Origin of the sequence: Lentzea sp. HUAS12 (assembly GCF_024125735.1) — a bacterium.
GTDB classification, from domain to species: domain Bacteria; phylum Actinomycetota; class Actinomycetes; order Mycobacteriales; family Pseudonocardiaceae; genus Lentzea; species Lentzea albida.
The window spans coordinates 3,882,509-3,902,576 of sequence record NZ_CP099738.1 but is presented as its reverse complement, the minus strand read 5'-3'; the positions used below and the strand labels follow the sequence as shown (position 1 = coordinate 3,902,576).

Below are 20,068 nucleotides of genomic sequence, written 5' to 3'. Positions count from 1 at the left end.
GACTCGTGATGGGACCCCACCGCCGGTTCCTCTTTGCTGAAGACGGCTCACCTGCGGCATCGCACCGATCGCACGGCTCGCCTTCGGCATCGCGGCTGGCGTGTTGTTGTGTCAGCGTGCGCAGGCGGTCAGCAGGGTTGCGAGCTCGTTCGGTTTGCTCAGGGAGGCGCAGTGTCCCGCCGCCAGCTCCACCGGCTTGATGTCGCCCAGCCGGTCTGCGATCACCCTCCGCATGAAGGCCGGTGTGAAGAAGCGGTCCTCTGTGCACAGGATGAAGTGCGTTGGCACGTCCGGCATCTTGGTGAGAGGCCAGGGCTTGGCCATCGGGGTCTCGGCCATGCCTCGTTCCCGTTTCCGCGCCTCTGCTGCCAGGGCTGGTGGGACGTCGTGGAAGAACGCGTCCTCCAGGCCCGGGTCCTCGTAGCCCGTGTTGGCCCACCAGTCGCCTGGTGCCTCGCCTGGGGCCGGGATCATGGCCGAGACCAGGACCAGTGCTGAGGCGTTGAGGCGTTCTGCGGCCAGTGGGGCCACGAAACCGCCGAAGGAGTGGCCTACTACGACCACGTCCTCTGTGGACGGGAGGGCCTCGATCAGTGTTGTGGCCCAGTCCGTCAGGTCTTTCGACTCGTCTTCGATCGGGAGGTCCGGCGCTACTGCGGTGTGGCCCTTGGCCTGCAAGGCGTGTGCTACCAGGTGCCACGACCAGCCGACGTCGCCCCCTCCGTGCGCTATGGCGAAGGTGGTCATGGTGGCAGGCTAACCGCGAGCTGCTGTCGAGGCCGCCGCAGAGGTTCAGCAGCGTCGATTTGCCGGAGCGGACGCGCCCATCACGGCGACGAGTTCGCCGAATGCGACGGTGAGGTAGATGCCGTTGAGAGCGTTGACCGCCGTGTCGCCGGCGTCGTGGGCGCGGTGCACGTCCTGCAACTCGAGTGCGGTCATCTCGGCACCTCGACGTCCGCGGTGTCGGGCGCGGGCCGGGGGTCGTCGCGCAGCAGGCTCGCCTCGCAGTGGTCGAGCCAGCGCAGCTCGGCCTCGGCCTGGAAGATCATCGCGTCGACCACGAGCAGCCACGGCAGTTCGCCCGGCTGGGTCTTGAGCCTCGTGTACTCCTGCACCGTGCGCATCGTGGCCGTGCGCTGGGTCATCACGACCTTGGCGACGTCGACGCCCGGCGTGGTGATCGCCAGGGCGAGCTTGATCGCCACCTCGTCGCGCGGCCGGTCACCGCGCTGCACGGGCGTGGCGAACCACTTCCTCAGCTCGTCGCGGCCGCCCGCGGTGATCTCGTAGGGGCGCTGGCCCTCGTTCTCGGGCAGCGCGGCGACCAGGTCGTCGCGTTCGAGGCGCGACAACGTCGTGTAGACCTGCCCGATGTTCAACGGCCACGTGCCGCCGGTGGCCGAGTCGAACGCCACCCGCAGCTGGTAGCCGTACATGGGCCCGCGCTCCAGCAGCGCGAGCAGACCGTGTTTGACCGACACGCATACCGAGTATGCATACTGAGTATGTCCCTGGCAAACGGTGACGGCGAAAGTCGCGTGCGAGCCTGCCTCACATCCGGAACTCTGGTGGGTGCCAGGTGGACGAGGCGAGGGGCTTGACCGGCGCCGCGCCTGGGAGAACGGGAAGGTTGAGCTTGCTGGGGGCGTGGGAGAGACCCGAGGTTCGCCGGGGGCCTGGACGGCAGGAGGTCCGCGACTACGAGCAGGCCGACGAGGTGTCGTGGCTGCGCTGCCGGGTGCTCGGGTTGCTGGGAACGACCTGCTACGACGACGTCTGGCCGGCCAAGCGCCGCGCCGACCTGGAGTTGGTGGCGGTCGACGGTGAGGTGGTCGGCGTCCTGGACGTGTCGGTGCCGGGGCCGGACGCGACGATCGAGACGGTCGTCGTGCACCCCGACCTCCAGGGGCAGGGCGTCGCGACGGCGTTGCTGGCCGAGGCCGTGCAGCGGCTCGAGCGGTTCGGTGTGCGCAGGGTCGACGCGTGGACCAGCGAGGACGTGCCGGCGCTGAAGTGGTTCGGGCGCAACGGGTTCGTCGAGGACGGCCGGTACCTGCGGGTGTACGCCTCGCCGGCGGAGGTGGGCACGGTGCTGAGCGCGAAGCTCGGGCTGGAGCCCGTCGGGGCGGTGTTGTGCGCCCGGATCGAGCGGGAGGCCGAGTTGCGGCAGCGGTTCGAGCGGGTGCACGTGTGCCGGAGGGTGGTGCGCGACCTCAGACCGTGATGCCCGTCAGGCGCGGGATCGTCGCGGTGCGGCCCGCGAGCAGCATGACCAGGGCCTCGATCGGGCCGCTGATCTCGGCGCCCTCGCCCACCGACCAGTCCGCGTCGGTGGCGGTCAGGCGGTGCCCGGCCAGCCTGCGGCGCGCGTGGAACGGGAAGCCCATGCGCCACAGGTCGTCGGCCACGACGACGGCGGCGTCGGTCGGCATGTGGCGTTCGACGCCGAGAGGCAGGGCGATGTCCTGTGCGTGGACCAGGGTGTCGAGCAGTGCGTTCTTGAGCGTCTGGCCCGGCGCGAGCCTGTGGAGGCCGACAGCGCCGCGCAGCTCTGAAACGAGTTCGGCCGTCGGTCTGCGGGCCTCGTCGCGCGCGGTCTGGTCGACCAGGCGGTTGAAGCTGCCGCGGGCTCTGACGAACGCCTTGAACGCTCCGCCCACGCTGATCCGGTGGGCGAGCGACAGGTGGGCCGCGACCTCGCGCACCGTCCAGCCCTCGCAGAGCGACGGGTAGGTCCACTCGACCTCGGTGAGGCCGGCGAGCAGGTCGGCGGTCGCCGCGCGTTCGGAGTCGATCGTTTGCCACACCTGGGTGTCGTCCATGGCGAACCTCTTCTTGATTTAGTTCGATGGACTGACTACTTTAATCAGAGAGGCTGACCAAAGACAAGGGGAGTTCCGGGTGAACATCGGTCTGCTGCTCTTCATCCCGAACCGGGACGTGGAGAACCGCGTCCTGGCCGCGGTCAACGCCGCGGGCTTCGAGGTGACCCAGGCGCAGGCGCGGGTGCTGATGCGCGTCGACCCGGACGGGACGCGGCTCACCGTGCTGGCGGAGTCGGCCCAGGTGACCAAGCAGACCGCCGGGTTCCTCGTGGACCAGCTGGAGAAGGCGGGCTACGTGGAACGGGTGCCCGACCCGGCGGACGGCAGGGCGCGGCTCGTGAAGGTCACCGAGAAGGCGAAGGAGGCCGTGCCCGTGGCGAACGCGGAGCTGGCCAGGATCGAGGCGGAATGGGAAGAGCACATCGGCAAGCGCCGCATGACCCAGCTGCGCGAGGCGCTCGAGATGCTGGGCGAGATCACGGATCCCTACCGCTGACCCGCGTCGCGCCGATCGCGTTCCGGCCGGTCGCCGCGACCACCGCGGCGCTCTACCGGGTCGTGTCGGCGGACGGGTCGGTGTTCGTCAAGGTCCTGCGCCGGCCGCGGATCCCGGCCGCTCTGGCGGACGTGGTCGGCGACTTCCCGTGGCGGGACGAGGCGGAGTTCCTGCTGTCGGACTTCGCTCTGCCACCGGGGATGCGCCGCCCGCGCGTGCTGCGCGTCGACGACCTCGGCGACCGTGTGGGGTTGTGGCTGGAGGACGTGCGCTGCGCCGCGGTGGAGTGGGACCTGCCGAGGTTCCGCCGGGCCGCGCTGGCGCTCGGCCGCTGGGCGGGGCGCCGGTTCGGCGACGCGCCGGGACGGGCGTTGCGCGTGCTGTACGAGGCGAGGCTCGTCCGCGAGGCGTTCCTGCGGCCGGACTGCTCGCCGCTCGCCGCGAGGATCCCCGAGATCCTGGCACGGCTGGAGGCGCTGCCGCAGGCGACCGGGCACAACGACGCGTGCCCGCAGAACCTGCTGGTGCCGCGGGACGATCCCGAGTCGTTCGTGGTGATCGACGTCGGCTGGCAGTGCCCGAACCCGGTGGGCGCCGACCTCGGCCAGTTGCTCGTCGGGCTCGCCCAGGCCGGGCGGATGGCGGTCGCGGACCTGCCACCCGTGCGGGAGGCGGTGATCGACGCCTACCTGGAGGGCCTGCGGCTCGAGAACCGCGCTGTGTCACGGGAAGAGGTCGTGCTGGGGTGCGACGGGGCGCTGGCGGTGCGCAGCGCGTTCCACTCGGCACCCGAACTGGCCGAGTACCTCGTGGAACGCGCCATGGCCCTCTAGGACGCGAGCAGTTCCGACACCCTGCTGCGCACCTCGGGGGAGTCGAGGCCGCGCACCATCACGGTCGTGCGGCGGCGCAGCACGTCGTCCACTTCGGACGCCCACTCGGTGCGGCGGGCGTGCTCGACCTGCGCCCAGATGTCCGGGCCGTCCGGGTGGACGCGCTCCAGCAGCGCCGGGTTCTCCAGGCCGAGGGCGACGACCTCGTGCGAGGTGGTGCCGTAGTGCGTGGCGAGGTGGCGGACCACGTCGTCGGGCAGCGCGTCGTAGGCGTGGCCCAGCACGGATCCCACGGTGTCGGGCAGGGCCGAGCCGGGCAGCGCGACTCCGTCGAGCGGGCCGTCGAAGGTGCGGCCGAGCTCGGAGTTCACGCGGGCCAGGACGGTGGCGCCGATCTTGCGGAACGTCGTCCACTTGCCGCCGGCCACGCTGATCATGCCGCCGGAGCCCGCGGTGATCACCGTCTCGCGCTTGGCGTGCGAGGTGTCGCCGGGGCCGCCGGGCAGGACCCGCAGGCCCGCGAACGTGTAGGCGATCCGCGAACGGTCCAGTCCGGACACCGCGGTGCCCGCCTCGCCGAGGATCTGGTCGACGTCGGCGTCGGTGCAGGCGACCGCCGCCGGGTCGCCCTCGTAGGCCTCGTCGGTGGTGCCGAGCAGGAGGTGGCCCTCCCACGGGATCGCGAACGACACGCGCACGTCATCGACCGGGATCGTCAGCGCGGCCTTCCACTCCGAGGTCTGCCGGAGCACCAGGTGCGAGCCCTTGGACAGGCGGATCGACGGGTCGGCGGCCGGATCCTCCATGCGCCGCAGCACGTCCAGCCACGGACCGGTCGCGTTCACGACGACCTTCGCGTCCACCCCGAACTCGCCGAGCGCGTCGCGCAGGTCCACACCGGACACACGGGAACCGGTCCTGCGCAGGCCCACGACCGAGATGTGGTTGAGCAGCACGGCCCCGGCCTCGGCGGCGGCGCGGGCGGCGGTGATCGCCACGCGGCTGTCGTTCATCTGGTGGTCGTAGTACATCGCGGCACCGCGCAGACCGTCGGCGCGCAGGTCAGGCACCCACTCCGCAGCCCTGCGCGCCGACAGGACCTTGCCCGCGCCGTCGCCGAAGCCCGACAGCGCGGAGTACAGCGTGACGCCCGCACCGAGCACGAACCGGCTGTGCGGGCCTCCCTTGTAGACGGGGACGAGGAACGGCAGCGGGCGCACCAGGTGCGGGGCCAGGCGGTCGCCCAGCGCGCGGCGTTCCTTGTGGTTCTCGTGCACCATCGGCACGGCCGACGGGCCCATCGCCAGGTAGCGCAGGCCGCCGTGCACGAGCTTCGAGGACGCGGACGACGTGGCGCCCGCGAAGTCGCCGCTCTCGACCAGGGCGACCCGCAGGCCGGAGCGGGCCGCGGCCCACGTGGTCGCGATGCCCAGGATGCCGCCGCCGACCACGACGACGTCGAACTTGCCGTGCTGGAGCTCTTCGCGAGCCCTGTCCCTCTGTGAAAGCTCAGTCATCGTCCTCGTCCATCCACCCGACGGTCCGCTCGACCGCCTTCTTCCACTTCCGGTAGCCCTTGTCGCGGGCGGCCGGTTCCATCGACGGCTCCCACTCGGCCGCCTTGTGCCAGTTGGCCTTCAGCTCGTCGGTGGAGCTCCAGTAGCCCACCGCGAGACCGGCCGCGTACGCCGCGCCGAGGCACGTCGTCTCGGCCACGATCGGGCGCACCACCGGTACGTCCAGCACGTCCGACAGGAACTGCATGAGCAGGTTGTTCGCCGTCATGCCGCCGTCGACGCGCAACGTCGTGAGGTCGACACCGCTGTCGGCGTTCATCGCGTCCACGACCTCACGCGTCTGCCACGCCGATGCCTCCAGAACGGCGCGTGCGAGGTGCCCGCGCGAGATGTAGCCCGTCAGACCCGCGATCACGCCACGGGCGTCACTGCGCCAGTGCGGTGCGAACAGTCCGGAGAACGCGGGCACGAAGTACGCACCGCCGTTGTCGTCCACGGTCCGTGCGAGCGTCTCGATCTCCGCGGCCGACGAGATCAGCCCGACCTTGTCGCGGAACCACTGCACCAGCGCGCCCGTCACCGCGACCGCGCCTTCCAGCGCGTACGCGGCGGGTTCGTCGCCGATCTGGTACCCGACGGTCGTGAGCAGGCCGTTCTGCGACCGCACCGGCTTGCTCCCGGTGTTGATCAGCAGGAATGCGCCCGTGCCGTAGGTGCACTTGCCCTCGCCGGGCTCGAAGCAGGTCTGGCCGAACAGCGCGGCCTGCTGGTCGCCGAGCGCCGACGCGACGGGCACGTCCTCGTAGGTGCCGTACACCTCGGAGGAGGAGCGGATCTCGGGCAGCATCCGGCGGGGAACGTCCATCGCTTCGACCAGCTCCTGGTCCCAGTCCAGGGTCTCCAGGTTCATCAGCATGGTCCGCGACGCGTTGGTGACGTCCGTGACGTGGCGGCCGGTCAGGTTCCAGATCAGCCAGGTGTCCATGGTGCCGAACAGGACCTCGCCGGCCTCGGCCCGCGCGCGCAGCCCCTCGACGTTGTCGAGCAGCCAGCGCAGCTTCGGACCGGAGAAGTAGGTCGCGAGCGGCAGGCCCGAGCGTTCGCGGAACCTGTCCTGGTCGCCCAGCCGCTTGATCAACGCGTCCGTGCGCGTGTCCTGCCAGACGATCGCGTTGTGCACGGGCTCGCCGGTCTGACGGTCCCACACGACCGTGGTCTCGCGTTGGTTCGTGATGCCGAACGCCGCTATGTCGCCGAACGAGAGAGAAGCGTGGGCAAGGGCGTCGCGCACGACGGCCTGCACGTTCGTCCAGATCTCGGTCGCGTCGTGCTCCACCCACCCCGGCTTCGGGAAGATCTGGCGGTGCTCGCGCTGAGCGACCGACACGATCCCGCCGGACTGGTCGAACACGATGCACCGGGACGACGTCGTGCCCTGGTCGATCGCCGCGATGTAAGCCACGTGCACACTCCCTTGTGCGAACCATTCGACAATGTCGAACGATCCCACACTACTACCAGGAGAGCCCGCCGAGCTCGCGGGAGACGCTGCGAGCTGCCTCACGTACGTAGGAGACGAGTTCGAGGCGGGGAGGCTGGTCCGGCGAGTCGCACAACCGCTCGACCGGTCCGGAGATGCCGATGGCGCCCACCGCCACGCCCCGCCGGTCGCGGATCGGGGCGGCGACCGAGGCCTCGCCCTCGACGAGTTCGTGCAGGTCGTAGGCCCAGTCGCGGTCGCGGACCTCGTTCATCGCGAGGGAGAGCTGGTCGGGGTTGAGGGTGTGCCGGGTGAAGGCCTGCAGCTCGCCGTCGGGCCACTCGCCGAACGCGACCAGAGCCTTGCCCAGCGCCGTCGCGTGCCACGGCAGCAACGCCCCGGTGTCGAGGGTCTGCCGGCTGTTGTCCGGCCGGAACACGTGATGCACGACGAGCACGTGCTTGCCGTGCATCACCCCGATGCGCACCGCCTCGCGCGCACGCATTGCCAACGTGTCCGACCAGTTCAGCGCCTTGGCGCGCAGCTCGTTGCCGTCGAGGTAGGACGTGCCGATCTGGAACAGGGCGGCGCCCAGGCGGTACTTGCCGCCCTCGACCTCCTGCTCGACGAACCCGACCTCCTGCAGGGTGCGCAGGATGCCGTGGACCGTCGGTTTCGCCAGGTCCAGGGCGCGCGCAATTTCGCCGACGCTCAGTTGGTGCGCGCCGCCGTGGGCGAGGAGTTTGAGGACCTCCGCCGCGCGCTGGATGGACTGGATGGGGCCGGGCACGCACCCCACTCTAGCTGCGATCGTTCGACAATGTCGAACAGGAGTGGGCGGGGTGACCGCCCACCTACGAGTCGACGCCCGCCGCCCCTACGGCCGGTAGATCCCGAGCGCCGCCGCCCGCGACCGGAACCTGAAGTGGTTGGCCCGCTCGCGCACCTCCCCGTCCGTCGCGATCGAGATGGGCGCCCCGTGCACCTCGACGTTCAGCGAGGCCACCTCGAAGTGCTTGTACATGCGCGAGTGCTCCAGCGCCCCGAGCAGTGCCCCCAGGAAGAACCTGGTCCGCGAGTACTTGCGGTCCGCCCGGACGAAACGCACGTCGAGCAGGCCGTCGTCGAGCCGCGGGCGCATGGTCGGCGCGAAGCCCTTCGGGCGGTACGGGCCGTTGCCCACGAACAGCATCCAGACCAGGTGCTTGTCGCCGTCGATGGTCATGTGCAGCGGCTTGGCGCGCTGCAGGACGCGGAACATCGCGATCGCCGCGGCGGGCCACTTGCCCCAGCGCTTCTCGAGCTTCTCGCGGATCCGCACCATGTCGGGGTAGCCGCCGAGGGAGGCCGTGTTGACGAACCACTGGTCGTTGACCTGCGCCAGGTCGACCCGCACGCCCACGCCGTCGGCCACCGCCTGGGCCGTGTCGTGCAGGCCGGTGATGCCCACGTCGCGCGCGAAGTGGTTCAGCGTGCCGGACGGGACGAGCACCATCGGCAGGTCGCGCTCGGCGGCGATGGCGGCCACGGCGGCCACCGTGCCGTCACCGCCGGCGACGCCCAGTGCCTTCGCGTCCGGCAGGTCGTCGAGTTGCTCGACCGACACGACCTGCGCCTTCGGCCACTCCTCGGTGATCTGCGGCGTCGGGTCGGGGCCGAAGCCGGAGAACGGGTTGACCACGACGACCAGGCCGTCGCCGTCCTGCAGGGACGTCAGGTCGGCGTGTTCGTAGGCCGACGCGGGCTCGTTCATCCCGAGCGGCCACCACCGTCGCGTCAGGAACGCGGCGCCGACACCTACCGCCGCGCCGGCCGCGACATCCGACGGCCAATGAACGCCCGTGTGCACGCGTGAATAAGCCACGGCGGCGGCGATCGGGGCCACCACAACGCCTGCTTTGGGCGATTCCATGGCCACGGCCGTGGCGAAAGCGGCCGCTGACGCGGAGTGACCGGACGGGAATGACGACGACGTCGGGCGTTTCGACAGGCGGCGGTCCAGGCCGATCAGATCGGCGGCGGGTCTGCGGCGCGGGAAAAGTGACTTCCCGACCAGGTTCGCGCTGGCAGAAGCCCCTGCGATGGCCGCGAGGCCCCGCAACGCGCCACGCCGGAACGGCCCTTTGCCCGTTGCCAGAATCGCCGCTATGACGAACCACAGCACGCTGTGGTTCGCGGCTTTCGAAAGCCTCTTCAAACCCCTGTCGAGCCTGCTCGGAGGCAGTCCGGCGGAGGAGCTCATGAGCTTCTTGTCGAGAGCGCTGACCCGTTTCCACACCCCTCCGACACTAAACCGCAACCGGCGTGCCGCCCGAACGGATCACCCTGCTCCGCCTGAGAGTCGCCTACTGTTGAGGGATGCAGCGGCGGATCTTCGGCATTGAGACAGAATTCGGGGTGACCTGCACCTTCCACGGGCAGCGTCGTCTGTCCCCGGACGAGGTCGCGCGGTACTTGTTCCGCCGGGTCGTCTCCTGGGGGCGTTCTTCCAACGTCTTCCTGCGCAACGGCTCCCGGCTCTACCTGGACGTCGGCTCTCACCCGGAGTACGCCACGGCCGAGTGCGACGACCTGGCCCAGCTCGTCACGCACGACAAGGCGGGCGAGCGGATCCTCGAGGACCTGCTCGTCGACGCCGAGCGCAGGCTCGCCGACGAGGGCATCGGCGGCGACATCTTCCTGTTCAAGAACAACACCGACTCGGCGGGCAACTCCTACGGCTGCCACGAGAACTACCTGGTCGCACGCGCCGGCGAGTTCTCGCGCATCGCGGACGTGCTGCTGCCGTTCCTCGTCACCCGCCAGCTGATCTGCGGCGCCGGCAAGGTGCTGCAGACCCCGCGCGGCGCCGTGTACTGCCTCTCGCAGCGCGCCGAGCACATCTGGGAGGGCGTGTCGTCGGCGACGACCAGGTCCCGCCCGATCATCAACACCCGCGACGAGCCGCACGCCGACGCCGAGCGCTACCGGCGCCTGCACGTCATCGTCGGCGACTCGAACATGTCCGAGGTCACGACGCTGCTGAAGGTCGGCAGCGCGAACCTGGTGCTCGAGATGATCGAGCAGGGCGTCCAGTTCCGGGACTTCTCGCTGGACAACCCGATCCGCGCGATCCGCGAGATCTCCCACGACCTGACGGGCCGCCGCACGGTGCGCCTCGCGGGCGGCAAGGAGGCCTCCGCGCTCGACATCCAGCGCGAGTACTTCGAGAAGGCCGTCGAGCACTGCGCCAAGCGCTCGCCCGACCCCATGGCCGACCGCGTCCTCGAACTGTGGGGCCGCACGCTCGACGCCGTCGAGTCGCAGGACCTCACCAAGATCGACCGCGAGATCGACTGGGCCATCAAGAACCGCCTGATGGAGCGGTACATGGCCAAGCACAACATGGACCTGTCGAACCCGCGCATCGCCCAGCTCGACCTCGCCTACCACGACATCCGCCGCGGCCGGGGCATCTTCGACCTGCTGCAGCGCAAGGGCCAGGTCGAGCGGGTGACCGACGACGGCGAGATCGAGGCCGCCAAGGACACCCCGCCGCAGACCACGCGGGCCAAGCTGCGCGGTGACTTCATCGCCGCCGCGCAGGCCGCCGGTCGCGACTTCACGGTCGACTGGGTGCACCTGAAGCTGAACGACCAGGCGCAGCGCACGGTGCTGTGCAAGGACCCGTTCCGGGCGGTCGACGAGCGCGTGGAACGCCTCATCGCCTCGCTCTAACACGAACGACGAGGGGCGCGCTCCGGCCCGGAGCGCGCCTCTCGTGGCGTTTCCAGCGTGAGGTCGTGGATGCTGAGGTGCGGCAGTGAGGGAGTGACGGCGGAAGCGGATGGGGATTGCGCCGTGAGCAGGCGGCAGGGGAGCAGGTGAGGCCGGCACGGCCTTCGCGCACGCCCGCACCAACGGCGCACCTCGAAGCGCCGCGCCCCACCCGCCGTTCGGGGCTAGGAAGCCGCTCACCCCGTGCACGAGAGTGGCCCGCATGAGGATCATCGCGGCGGCACTCGCCGCTCTCCTGGTTCTTCCCGGCGTCGCCTCGGCCGACACCTACTGGGACCTGAAACCGACGGGCACGGACGCCCGCCTCCGCGGCCTGTCCGCCGTCAGCGCCCAGGTCGCGTGGGTCAGCGGCTCGAAGGGCACCGTGCTGCGCACCACGAACGGCGGCCGGACCTGGGACTCCGTCGCCCCGCCCGGCACCGAGGCCCTCGACTTCCGCGATATCGAGGCCTTCGACGCGCGCAACGCCGTGGCGCTGTCGATCGGCGAGGGCGAGGCGTCGCGGATCTACCGCACGTCCGACGGCGGCCGGAGCTGGCAGGAGGAGTTCCGCAACACCGACCCGAAGGCGTTCTACGACTGCGTGGCGTTCTTCGACCGGTTCCGCGGCCTCGCGCTCAGCGACCCGGTCGACGGGAGGTTCCGGGTGCTCCGCACGTGGGACGGTGGTCGGTCGTGGCACGTCGACGACCCCAAGGGCATGCCGGAGGCGCAGTCGGGCGAGTTCGCGTTCGCGGCGTCCGGGCAGTGCGTGACGACCAGCGGCAACCACGCGTGGATCGCGACCGGCGGCGGCGCGAAGGCACGGGTGCTGGAGTCGCGGGACGGCGGGCGGTCGTGGAAGGCCTCCGAGGTGCCGTTGCCGTCCGGGGAGGCCGCCGGGGTGTTCGCGGTGGCGTTCAAGACGCCGTGGCGCGGGGTGGCGATCGGGGGCGACTACCTGAAGCCGACCGATCCGACGCCGGCGTTCGCGACCAACGACGGCCGTGGCTGGAAGGCCGCGTCGCAGGCGCCCGTCGGGTACCGGTCCGGCATCGCCTACCGGGGGGACGGGCTGGTCGCCGTCGGTCCGTCCGGGACGGACGTCCGCAAGGGCGAGAAGTGGGAGGTCGCGGACACCGGCAGCTTCGACACCGTGGACTGCGCGGGTCACACCTGCCGGGCCGCGGGCGAGAAGGGCCGCGTCGGGCGCACCTGATGCGACTGCACCCCGGCGAGGCGGAACCGGCGGCGTGGCGGGTCGTGGACCTGGACGACGTCGTGGCGGGACTGCGTGCGGAGGCGCCCAGGCTGACCGGGCGTCCCCTCGTCGTCGCGGTCGACGGGCGCGGTGGCGCCGGGAAGTCCACTCTCGCCGGACGGCTGCGGGCGCTCGTTTTGCGGTCCGCGGTCGTGCACACCGACGACATCGCCTGGCACCACGCGTACTTCGACTGGGGCGCGCTGATCGCCGAGAACGTCCTGCAGACCCTGCACCGCGGCGAAGCGGTGGCGTTCCGGCCGCCGGCGTGGGCCGAGCACGGCAGACCCGGCGAGATCCGGGTGCCCGCCGGCCTGGACGTCGTGTGGGTCGAGGGCACGGGCATCCTCCGCGAGGAGCTCGCGCCGTGGCTCGACGCCTCGATCTGGGTGCAGGGCGATCTCGACGAGCAGCAGCGCCGCCTGTCCGCACGCGACGGTGACTCCGACGAGCAACGGCGGCACGTCGCCGCGTGGCTGGCGGAAGAAATCCCTTTCCTGCTCCGGGAACGGCCGTGGGCGCGGGCGACCGTCGTCGTGGCAGGTACGACGGGTGTCCGCCACGATCCGGAGCGTGAAATCGTCGTCGGGGTGTAACACCCGCGCAGCCCGCAGCGAAATGGGACGTGTCGGCAGCGCTCCACAGGGGTAGCCGAAGGGTGTGTTCGAGGGTTTCTCGTTGCGTTGCAGGGACGTTGGCGAGGCCGTGTTACGGGTGAGGACCGGTGGTGCAGGGCCACCGGTCCTTCTCCTTCACGGCCACCCTCGGACCCACACCACATGGCACCGCGTCGCGCCGTTGCTCGCGACCGACCACACGGTCGTGTGCCCCGATCTCCGCGGTTACGGCGAATCCAGCAAACCCGGTGACTACTCGAAACGCGCGATGGCGCGTGATTTCGTCGAGCTCATGCGGCAGCTGGGCCACGAGGAGTTCGCCGTGGCCGGGCACGACCGCGGGGCCGCCGCGGCGATCCGGCTGGCGCTCGACCACCCCGATCGCGTCACGCACCTCGCCGTCCTCGACGGACTGCCGATCGGCGCCCACCTGAGCAGGGCCGACGCCCGGTTCGCGCAGAGCTGGTACCACTGGTTCTTCCTCGCGCGGCAGGACCTCGCCGCCGCGATGATCAACGAGAACCCCGACCTCTGGTACGGCGGCCGCTACCACGACACCCCGCTCGCGATGGGCGTCGAGAACTGGGCCGACTTCCAGCGGGCGATCCACGACCCCGAGACCGTGCACGCGATGTGCGGCGACTACCGCGCCGGCCTGGAGGTCGACCGCGTCCACGACGACGAGGACTTCGCCGCCGGACGCCGGATCACGTGCCCGGTGCTCGCGCTGTGGTCGGCCAAGGACGACCTCGGCGAACTGTACGGAGACCTCGGTGAGATCTGGGCCGAATGGGCCGATGACGTGCGGATTCGGTCCCTCGACTGCGGGCACCACATGGCCGAGGAGGCACCCGTCGAACTGGTCCGGGAGCTGCGGACCCTGTTCTGAACGGACCGTTGACGACAGGTGGTGATGAGGTTTCGGCGCGCGCACGCGTTAGGGTCTGTGCGTGGCCATCGCACGCGCCGAACGCCTCGTCAACCTGGTGTTGTGCCTGCTGTCGACCCGTCAGTACCTGACAGCGGAGCGCATCCGCGCCATCGTCCCCGGCTATCACGAAGCGCCGACGGACGAGGCGTTCTTCCGCATGTTCGAACGCGACAAGTCCGAGCTGCGGGACCTCGGCGTGCCGCTCGAGACCGGCCGGCAGTCGAACGCCGAGGGCGCGGAGGACGGGTACCGGATCGCGCGCCGCGACTACGAGCTCGGCGACATCGACCTCGAACCCGACGAGGCCGCCGCGGTGGCGCTCGCCGCCCGGCTGTGGGACTCGCCGCAGCTCACGGGCGCCGTGCACGGCGCGCTGATCAAGCTGCGGGCCGCCGGGGTCGACGTCGACCAGGACACGCCCGCGGCCGTCGAGCCGAAGGTGCGGGCCAACGAACCCGCGTTCCCGCCGCTGCTGCAGGCCGTGCAGGCCGGTCAGGTCGTGTCGTTCGACTACCGCAAGCCGCCGCCCGGCGGCCAGAAGGAGCGCACGGTCGAGCCGTGGGGCGTGGTCGCGTGGCGCGGCAAGTGGTACCTCGTCGGCTGGGACCGCGAACGCAACGACACGCGCTGCTTCCGGCTCTCGCGCGTCGTGGGCGCCGTACGGACCGTCGGCAAGCCCGGCGCGTTCACCGTCCCCGAGGGCACGGACCTGATGAGCCTCATCGCGCGCACGCAGGCCGATCCGCACCACACGGCACCGGCCAGGATCTGGGTGGCGAAGGACCGGGCGCAGGGGGTGCGGCGGCACGCGAAGGTCGTCGAGGAACGCGACGGCGGCGACGTCGTCGAGATCGACCTGAAGTTCCCCGACTCGGCGGCCAAGTGGCTCGCCGGGTTCGGGCCCGACGTCGTGGTGCTGGAACCCGAGGTCCTGGCCAAGTCGGTCCGCGACCGCCTGCAGGGCGCACTGGAAGGAGCGCGGTGACCGCGTCGAACGAACGGCTGCCGCGCCTGCTCGCACTCGTGCCGTACCTGCTCAACCGGCCCGCCATCACCGTCAAGGAGGCCGCGGCCGACTTCGGCATCACGCCGAAGCAGCTGCGCAAGGACCTCGAGCTGCTGTGGATGTGCGGCTTGCCCGGCTACGGGCCGGGCGACCTGATCGACCTGTCGTTCGAGGGCGAGACGATCACGGTCTCGTTCGACGCGGGCCTCGACCGGCCGCTGCGCCTCACCGCGGCCGAGGCGGCGTCGCTGCTGGTCGCGCTGCGGGCGCTGGCCGACACACCCGGTGTCGTGGACACGGACGCCGTGCAGCGCGCGCTCGCCAAGATCGAGGCGGCGGTCGGCAAGGCCCAGCCCGCGGGCATGGTCGTCGGGCTCGGCGCGTTCGAACGCGGGGAGACCGCCGAGGTCCGCGCCGCCGTACAGGACGCGGTGAAGCGCGAACGGGCCGTGCGCATCCGCTACTACTCGCAGTCGCACGACGCGATGAGTGATCGAGTGGTCGACCCGATGCGCCTGCTGCTCGTCGAAGGGCGCGGCTACCTCGAAGGATGGTGCCGGTCGGCCCTCGGCGTGCGGTTGTTCCGGCTCGACCGGATCGACGACGTGCAGGTGCTGGACGAGCCGTCGGCGCCCCCGCCGCACGCTCAGCCGACCGATACGTCGGAGGGGTTGTTCCACCCGAGGGACGACCAGAAGATCGCGGTCCTCCTGCTCGAACCGGACGCGCACTGGGTCGCCGAGTACTACCCGGTCGACCACGCCGCGGAGCTCTCGGACGGCCGCACGCGTGTCCTCATGCGCTACGACGACCCGTCGTGGATGGTCCGCCTGCTCCTCGGGCTGGGCGGCGACGTGCACGTAGAGCAGCCGGCGGAGCTCGCGGACGAGGTGGTCCGCCAGGCCCGCGAGGCGTTGCGGCGGGCAGATCACCTGCTGTCCACCCAAGACGTATAACGTGTGGGTGTGCCGTCCACACCGACCCTGGCGCTGATCGCGCTCGGCCTCGTCGCGCTCGTCGTGATCGCGGTCCGAGTCCTCCGATCCTTGCGTCGATTCGCCTCTGCCCGCACCCTGGTGGGGGACAGGTTCGGAGACGGCGTGGGCCTGCTCAAGGCGCGATCCGCGGCGCTGAAGGTGGCCTTCGCCGGACGACGGTCGAAGGAACAGGCCCGGACCAGGGCGAACCCCGCGTACGATCGTCGTCGCGGGGGAGACAGGAGGACCACCAATGCCTAACCTCGGACCCACCGAGCTGATCATCATCGCCGTGGTGATCATCCTGCTGTTCGGTGCGAAGAAGCTTCCCGACATGGCCCGCTCGCTGGGCAAGTCGGCCAAGATCTTCAAGGCTGAGACGAAGGGCCTCCGCGACTCCGACCCGGACGACGCGCCGGTCCAGCAGCAGCCCGTGCAGCAGCCGGTCCAGCAGCTGCCCCCGGCCCAGCCGCAGGCGCAGCCGCAGCAGCCCCAGGTCGCTCCTCCGATCGAGCAGACCACGCAGAACAAGGCCACCGGCAACTGACCTCCCGGTCTCACTGACTCGTAAGGACGGTCGACGCGGTGGCAAGTCCGTTCCGGTGGTTCGCTGAACGCCGGGAACGCGGCAGGCGCCGTCGGGGCAACGCCGACGGCACGATGTCGCTCAAAGAGCACCTCTACGAGCTGAGGTACCGGCTCGGTCTCGCGATGCTGGTCATCGCCGTGGGTGCGATCTTCGGCTTCATCTGGTTCCAGGTGCGGCTCGGCCCGATCCCGTCGCTGGGCGACATCCTGACGGGGCCGTACTGCCAGCCGGACCTCGCGCCGTACCGGGCCGACATCACCAAGGACGGCCGCTGCGCGCTGCTGCAGACCGAGCCGTTCGAGATCTTCCTGGTGCAGCTGCAGGTCGGCACGGCGGCCGGCGCGGTGCTGCTGAGCCCGCTCTGGCTGTACCAGATCTGGGCGTTCATCACGCCCGGCCTCTACCAGAAGGAACGCAAGTTCGCGCGCGTCTTCGTGGGCGCCGGCGCGCTGCTGTTCGTGGCGGGCGCGGTGCTCGCGTACCTGGTGGTGCCCGAGGGCCTGAAGGTGCTGCTCGGCTTCGGCAGCGGCAACTGGACCACGGCGCTCACGGGTAGCAAGTACATCAACTTCGTCATCACGATGTTGTTCATCTTCGGCGTGAGCTTCCTGATCCCGCTGGTCGTGGTGATGCTCAACCGCGCGGGCGTGCTGTCCTACGAGCGGCTGGCCAAGTGGCGGCGCGGCCTCACGATGGGCCTGTTCGTGTTCGCCGCGGTCGCGACGCCGGGCACCGACCCGATCTCGATGGTCGTGCTGGCCCTCGCGCTGGTGCTGCTGTTCGAGATGGCGATCCAGATCTCCCGCGTCCACGACAAGCGCAAGGCCAGGCTCCGGTCCGCCGAGGGCTGGGACCAGCTCGACGACAACGAGGCGGCGCCGTTCCACTACGTCGCCTCCGACGCCGAGGGCAACGACCCCGGTGAGAAGGCCGTCGCCGCGGAGCCCGCCAAGCGCGTGAACTACGACGACGCCACGTGACGCGGGCAGCGCTACTGGTCGTTCCCGCGTCGGGGAAGGGGCGGGCGGCCCGCATGGCCGGGTCGACCGCCGCCGCGCTGCGGCCGCACGTGTCGTCGTTGACGCAGCTGGTCGCCCACGACGCCGAGGGCACGCTGGCGATGGCCCGCGAGGCCGTCGCGTCCGGTGTCGACCTGCTGGTCGTGCTCGGCGGTGACGGAGCCGCCCACCTGGGCATCCAGGCGGTCGCGGGCACGCCGACGGCGCTCGGCATCGTCCCCGCGGGCACCGGCAACGACCTGGCGGCGGCCATCGGCTCGCGGTCGGTCGAGGACGTCGTGCACGGCACCCGCAAGACCCTCGACCTCGGCCGGCTGTCGACGGGGCAGTGGTTCGCGACGGTGCTGTGCGCCGGGTTCGACTCCGCGGTGAACGAGCGGGCGAACGCGATGCGCTGGCCAGCCGGTCCGCGCCGCTACGACCTCGCGATCGTGGCCGAGCTCGCGTCGCTCAAGTCGGCGCCGCTGGTCGTGACGACGGAGACCGGGAGGTTCTCGCTGGACGCCACGCTGGTGGCGATCGGCAACACGCCGAACTACGGCGGCGGCATTCCGGTGTGCCCCGAGGCGGACGCCCACGACGGGCTGTTCGACGTGACGGTCGTGGAGCGCGCCAGCCGCACCATGCTGATGCGGATGCTGCCCACGTTGCGCACGGGCACGCACACCGACCATCCGGCCGTGCGGACGTTCCGAGCGCGTGAGGTCACCCTGGCCGGTGGTAACGGTTGGATCGCTTACGCCGACGGTGAACGGCAGGAGGCCCTGCCCGTGACGGTTCGGACGGTTCCGGACTCCCTCACGGTCGTGGGTCGCTAAATTGTAGGGCTGTTCGGTTCGTTTTCGGTTCTTCGGTAGGGATTCATGGAGACGCTGGAGTTTCAGTCCGAGGCGCGTCAGCTGCTGCAGCTGATGATCCACTCGATCTACTCGAACAAGGACACGTTCCTGCGCGAGCTGGTCTCGAACGCCTCCGACGCGCTCGACAAGCTGCGGCTGGAGTCGTTCCGCGACAAGGACATGAAGGTCGACGTGGACGACCTGCACGTCGTGATCGAGTCCGACCCCGCCGAGCGCACGCTCACGGTGCGGGACAACGGCATCGGCATGACCCGCGAGGACGTCGTGCGCCTCATCGGCACCATCGCGAAGTCCGGCACCGCGGAGTTCCTGAAGCAGCTCAAGGAACAACAGTCGTCGAGCTCGGACCTGATCGGCCAGTTCGGCATCGGCTTCTACTCGTCGTTCATGGTGGCGGACAAGGTCACCCTCGTGACGAAGTACCCCCACGCCGAGAAGGGCGTGCGCTGGGAGTCCACGGGCGAGGCCACGTACACGATCGACGACGTGGACGACGCGCCCCAGGGCACCTCGGTCACGTTGCACCTCAAGCCGTCCGACGACGAGGACCGGCTGCCGGACTACACCGAGCCGGCGAAGATCAAGGAGATCGTCAAGCGCTACTCGGACTTCATCACCTGGCCGGTGCGCCTGGGCGGCGAGGAGATCAACTCCCGCAAGGCCCTGTGGGCGCGCCCGGCCTCCGAGGTGACGGAGGAGGAGTACGCCGAGTTCTACCGGCACATCAGCCACGACTGGAACGCGCCGCTCGAGACCATCCGCATGCAGGCGGAGGGCACGTTCGAGTACCAGGCCCTGCTGTTCCTGCCCGCGCAGGCGCCGATGGACCTGTTCATGCGCGACGGCAAGCGCGGCGTGCAGCTCTACGTGAAGCGCGTCTTCATCATGGACGACTGCGCCGAGCTCATGCCCGAGTACCTGCGCTTCGTGAAGGGCGTCGTCGACGCGGCGGACCTCTCGCTGAACGTCTCGCGCGAGATCCTGCAGCAGGACCGCCACATCCAGCTGATGCGCCGCCGTCTGGTGAAGAAGGTCCTGTCCTCCATCAAGTCGCTGCAGTCCTCGCGTCCCGACGACTACGCGAAGCTGTGGGGCGAGGTCGGCGCGGCGCTGAAGGAGGGCCTGCTCTCCGACGCGGACAACCGCGACGCGATCCTGGAGGTCTGCTCCTTCGCCTCGACGCACTCGGAGGAGTCGCTCACGACCCTCGCCGAGTACGTCTCGCGCATGAAGGAGGGCCAGGAGCACATCTACTTCATGACCGGCGACTCGCGCGTCGCCGTCGAGAAGTCGCCGCACCTGGAGGCGTTGCGCGCCAAGGGCTTCGAGGTCCTGGTGCTCACCGACACGATCGACGAGATGTGGGTCGACTCCGTTCCCGCGTTCGACGGCAGGACGTTCCAGTCCGTCGCCAAGGGCCAGGTCGACCTCGAGACCGACGAGGAGAAGTCGGCCAACGAGGCCAAGGCCGCGGAGTTCTCCGACCTGCTCACGTGGATGAAGGAGCAGCTGGAGGACACCGTCAAGGAGGTCCGCCTCTCGTCGCGCCTGACGACCTCGCCGGCGTGCGTCGTCGGTGACTCCTACGACATCACTCCGACCCTGGAGAAGATGTACAAGGCCATGGGCCAGGAGCTGCCGAAGATCAAGCGGATCCTGGAGCTCAACCCGTCGCACCCGCTGGTCGAGGGCCTGCACCAGGCGTTCGCGGCGGGCGAACGGGAGTCGCTCGCCGACACGGCGGAGCTCGTCCACGGGCTGGCACTGCTGGCGGAGGGCGGCGAGCTGGCGGACCCGTCGCGGTTCGTGAAGCTGGTCGCGGACCGGGTGCAGCGCACGTTCTGACGCAGGTGGGGCGCGGTGGGTGCGGGATCGGACGCACCCGCCGCGCCACCTGG

22 protein-coding genes are annotated in these 20,068 nt (G+C 70.4%); 14 read left to right on the top strand and 8 right to left on the bottom strand.

All coding sequences use genetic code 11. The annotated features are described in order from the left end of the window. Window positions 1-111: 111 nt before the first annotated feature. From ND450_RS17035 to ND450_RS17025, 3 genes are read right to left on the bottom strand one after another with little or no spacing between them, the layout of a single operon-like run. The gene (locus ND450_RS17035; protein ID WP_253327094.1) at window positions 112-747 is read right to left on the bottom strand and encodes an alpha/beta fold hydrolase; all 636 of its coding nucleotides are present in this window, start codon (window positions 745-747) and stop codon (window positions 112-114) included. A gap of 45 nt (window positions 748-792) precedes the next feature. Beyond that, complete coding sequence (locus ND450_RS17030; RefSeq protein ID WP_253327093.1) at window positions 793-942, bottom strand: hypothetical protein; 150 nt, start codon at window positions 940-942, stop codon at window positions 793-795. Beyond that, window positions 939-1,484, bottom strand: a complete 546-nt coding sequence (locus ND450_RS17025; protein ID WP_253327092.1) for a PadR family transcriptional regulator — start codon at window positions 1,482-1,484, stop codon at window positions 939-941. Before ND450_RS17025 ends, ND450_RS17030 begins: the two co-directional genes overlap by 4 nt. Before the next feature lie 149 nt (window positions 1,485-1,633). Here ND450_RS17025 and ND450_RS17020 point away from each other — a divergent pair, with 149 nt between their 5' ends. Next, window positions 1,634-2,227, top strand: a complete 594-nt coding sequence (locus tag ND450_RS17020; protein ID WP_253327091.1) for a GNAT family N-acetyltransferase — start codon at window positions 1,634-1,636, stop codon at window positions 2,225-2,227. On the opposite strand, the gene ND450_RS17015 is transcribed toward ND450_RS17020, so the two are convergent. Next, entirely contained in the window at window positions 2,217-2,825 is a 609-nt protein-coding gene (locus tag ND450_RS17015) for a maleylpyruvate isomerase family mycothiol-dependent enzyme (protein WP_253327090.1), read from the bottom strand. The two genes, ND450_RS17020 and ND450_RS17015, sit on opposite strands and share 11 nt — an antisense overlap. A 79-nt stretch (window positions 2,826-2,904) precedes the next feature. Here ND450_RS17015 and ND450_RS17010 point away from each other — a divergent pair, with 79 nt between their 5' ends. Together ND450_RS17010 and ND450_RS17005 are read left to right on the top strand one after the other, a co-directional pair. Continuing rightward, window positions 2,905-3,324: a MarR family winged helix-turn-helix transcriptional regulator gene (locus ND450_RS17010; RefSeq protein ID WP_253327089.1), complete on the top strand. Its 420-nt coding sequence runs from the start codon at window positions 2,905-2,907 to the stop codon at window positions 3,322-3,324. 80 nt (window positions 3,325-3,404) lie between these two features. Next, window positions 3,405-4,157 (top strand): aminoglycoside phosphotransferase family protein, encoded by a 753-nt coding sequence (locus ND450_RS17005; protein WP_253327088.1) that lies wholly within the window; start codon window positions 3,405-3,407, stop codon window positions 4,155-4,157. Here ND450_RS17005 and ND450_RS17000 read toward each other — a convergent pair. The 4 genes from ND450_RS17000 to ND450_RS16985 form a co-directional block, all read right to left on the bottom strand. Beyond that, window positions 4,154-5,674 (bottom strand): glycerol-3-phosphate dehydrogenase/oxidase, encoded by a 1,521-nt coding sequence (locus ND450_RS17000; RefSeq protein ID WP_253327087.1) that lies wholly within the window; start codon window positions 5,672-5,674, stop codon window positions 4,154-4,156. The genes ND450_RS17005 and ND450_RS17000 overlap by 4 nt on opposite strands. Next, the gene (glpK, locus tag ND450_RS16995) at window positions 5,667-7,136 is read right to left on the bottom strand and encodes a glycerol kinase GlpK (RefSeq protein WP_253327086.1); all 1,470 of its coding nucleotides are present in this window, start codon (window positions 7,134-7,136) and stop codon (window positions 5,667-5,669) included. Before glpK ends, ND450_RS17000 begins: the two co-directional genes overlap by 8 nt. Before the next feature lie 52 nt (window positions 7,137-7,188). Next, window positions 7,189-7,944 carry an IclR family transcriptional regulator gene (locus tag ND450_RS16990; RefSeq protein ID WP_253327085.1) on the bottom strand — a complete coding sequence of 252 codons (756 nt, stop codon included), beginning with the start codon at window positions 7,942-7,944 and terminating at the stop codon, window positions 7,189-7,191. Between the two features lie 87 nt (window positions 7,945-8,031). Beyond that, window positions 8,032-9,396 (bottom strand): bifunctional phosphatase PAP2/diacylglycerol kinase family protein, encoded by a 1,365-nt coding sequence (locus tag ND450_RS16985; protein ID WP_371927770.1) that lies wholly within the window; start codon window positions 9,394-9,396, stop codon window positions 8,032-8,034. A gap of 116 nt (window positions 9,397-9,512) precedes the next feature. Between ND450_RS16985 and pafA the strand changes: the two genes are divergently transcribed. The 11 genes from pafA (at window position 9,513) to htpG (ending at window position 20,015) form a co-directional block, all read left to right on the top strand. Then, entirely contained in the window at window positions 9,513-10,871 is a 1,359-nt protein-coding gene (gene pafA, locus ND450_RS16980) for a Pup--protein ligase (RefSeq protein ID WP_253327083.1), read from the top strand. Window positions 10,872-11,133: 262 nt separating this feature from the next. Beyond that, complete coding sequence (locus tag ND450_RS16975; RefSeq protein WP_253327082.1) at window positions 11,134-12,129, top strand: oxidoreductase; 996 nt, start codon at window positions 11,134-11,136, stop codon at window positions 12,127-12,129. Continuing rightward, complete coding sequence (locus ND450_RS16970) at window positions 12,129-12,767, top strand: uridine kinase (protein ID WP_253327081.1); 639 nt, start codon at window positions 12,129-12,131, stop codon at window positions 12,765-12,767. Before ND450_RS16975 ends, ND450_RS16970 begins: the two co-directional genes overlap by 1 nt. A gap of 64 nt (window positions 12,768-12,831) precedes the next feature. Continuing rightward, entirely contained in the window at window positions 12,832-13,677 is an 846-nt protein-coding gene (locus ND450_RS16965; protein ID WP_253327080.1) for an alpha/beta fold hydrolase, read from the top strand. A 61-nt stretch (window positions 13,678-13,738) separates the two neighbouring features. Then, window positions 13,739-14,704, top strand: coding sequence for a YafY family protein (locus ND450_RS16960; RefSeq protein WP_253327079.1), 966 nt, complete (start codon window positions 13,739-13,741; stop codon window positions 14,702-14,704). Beyond that, window positions 14,701-15,681 (top strand): YafY family protein, encoded by a 981-nt coding sequence (locus ND450_RS16955; protein ID WP_253327078.1) that lies wholly within the window; start codon window positions 14,701-14,703, stop codon window positions 15,679-15,681. The genes ND450_RS16960 and ND450_RS16955 overlap by 4 nt, the downstream gene beginning before the upstream one ends. A gap of 9 nt (window positions 15,682-15,690) precedes the next feature. Then, a complete protein-coding gene (locus ND450_RS16950; protein ID WP_177229630.1) occupies window positions 15,691-15,963 on the top strand; it encodes a bacteriophage holin in 273 nt (90 codons plus the stop codon). Further along, window positions 15,956-16,249, top strand: a complete 294-nt coding sequence (gene tatA, locus ND450_RS16945) for a Sec-independent protein translocase subunit TatA (protein ID WP_089911979.1) — start codon at window positions 15,956-15,958, stop codon at window positions 16,247-16,249. The genes ND450_RS16950 and tatA overlap by 8 nt, the downstream gene beginning before the upstream one ends. A 113-nt stretch (window positions 16,250-16,362) precedes the next feature. Beyond that, window positions 16,363-17,271: a twin-arginine translocase subunit TatC gene (gene tatC / locus ND450_RS16940; protein ID WP_253327938.1), complete on the top strand. Its 909-nt coding sequence runs from the start codon at window positions 16,363-16,365 to the stop codon at window positions 17,269-17,271. Next, window positions 17,268-18,128 carry a diacylglycerol kinase family protein gene (locus tag ND450_RS16935; protein WP_371927722.1) on the top strand — a complete coding sequence of 287 codons (861 nt, stop codon included), beginning with the start codon at window positions 17,268-17,270 and terminating at the stop codon, window positions 18,126-18,128. The genes tatC and ND450_RS16935 overlap by 4 nt, the downstream gene beginning before the upstream one ends. Before the next feature lie 45 nt (window positions 18,129-18,173). Further along, a complete protein-coding gene (gene htpG / locus ND450_RS16930) occupies window positions 18,174-20,015 on the top strand; it encodes a molecular chaperone HtpG (protein WP_253327077.1) in 1,842 nt (613 codons plus the stop codon). Window positions 20,016-20,068: the final 53 nt, after the last annotated feature.

Coding starts and splice junctions, on each gene's coding strand:
- htpG (WP_253327077.1), top strand. CDS start 18,174: ATGGAGACGCTGGAGTTTCAGTCCGAGGCGCGTCAGCTGCTGCAGCTG.
- ND450_RS17015 (WP_253327090.1), bottom strand. CDS start 2,825: ATGGACGACACCCAGGTGTGGCAAACGATCGACTCCGAACGCGCGGCG.
- ND450_RS17000 (WP_253327087.1), bottom strand. CDS start 5,674: ATGACTGAGCTTTCACAGAGGGACAGGGCTCGCGAAGAGCTCCAGCAC.
- tatA (WP_089911979.1), top strand. CDS start 15,956: ATGCCTAACCTCGGACCCACCGAGCTGATCATCATCGCCGTGGTGATC.
- ND450_RS16975 (WP_253327082.1), top strand. CDS start 11,134: ATGAGGATCATCGCGGCGGCACTCGCCGCTCTCCTGGTTCTTCCCGGC.
- ND450_RS17035 (WP_253327094.1), bottom strand. CDS start 747: ATGACCACCTTCGCCATAGCGCACGGAGGGGGCGACGTCGGCTGGTCG.
- ND450_RS16970 (WP_253327081.1), top strand. CDS start 12,129: ATGCGACTGCACCCCGGCGAGGCGGAACCGGCGGCGTGGCGGGTCGTG.
- tatC (WP_253327938.1), top strand. CDS start 16,363: ATGTCGCTCAAAGAGCACCTCTACGAGCTGAGGTACCGGCTCGGTCTC.
- ND450_RS17030 (WP_253327093.1), bottom strand. CDS start 942: ATGACCGCACTCGAGTTGCAGGACGTGCACCGCGCCCACGACGCCGGC.
- pafA (WP_253327083.1), top strand. CDS start 9,513: ATGCAGCGGCGGATCTTCGGCATTGAGACAGAATTCGGGGTGACCTGC.
- ND450_RS16985 (WP_371927770.1), bottom strand. CDS start 9,396: ATGAGCTCCTCCGCCGGACTGCCTCCGAGCAGGCTCGACAGGGGTTTG.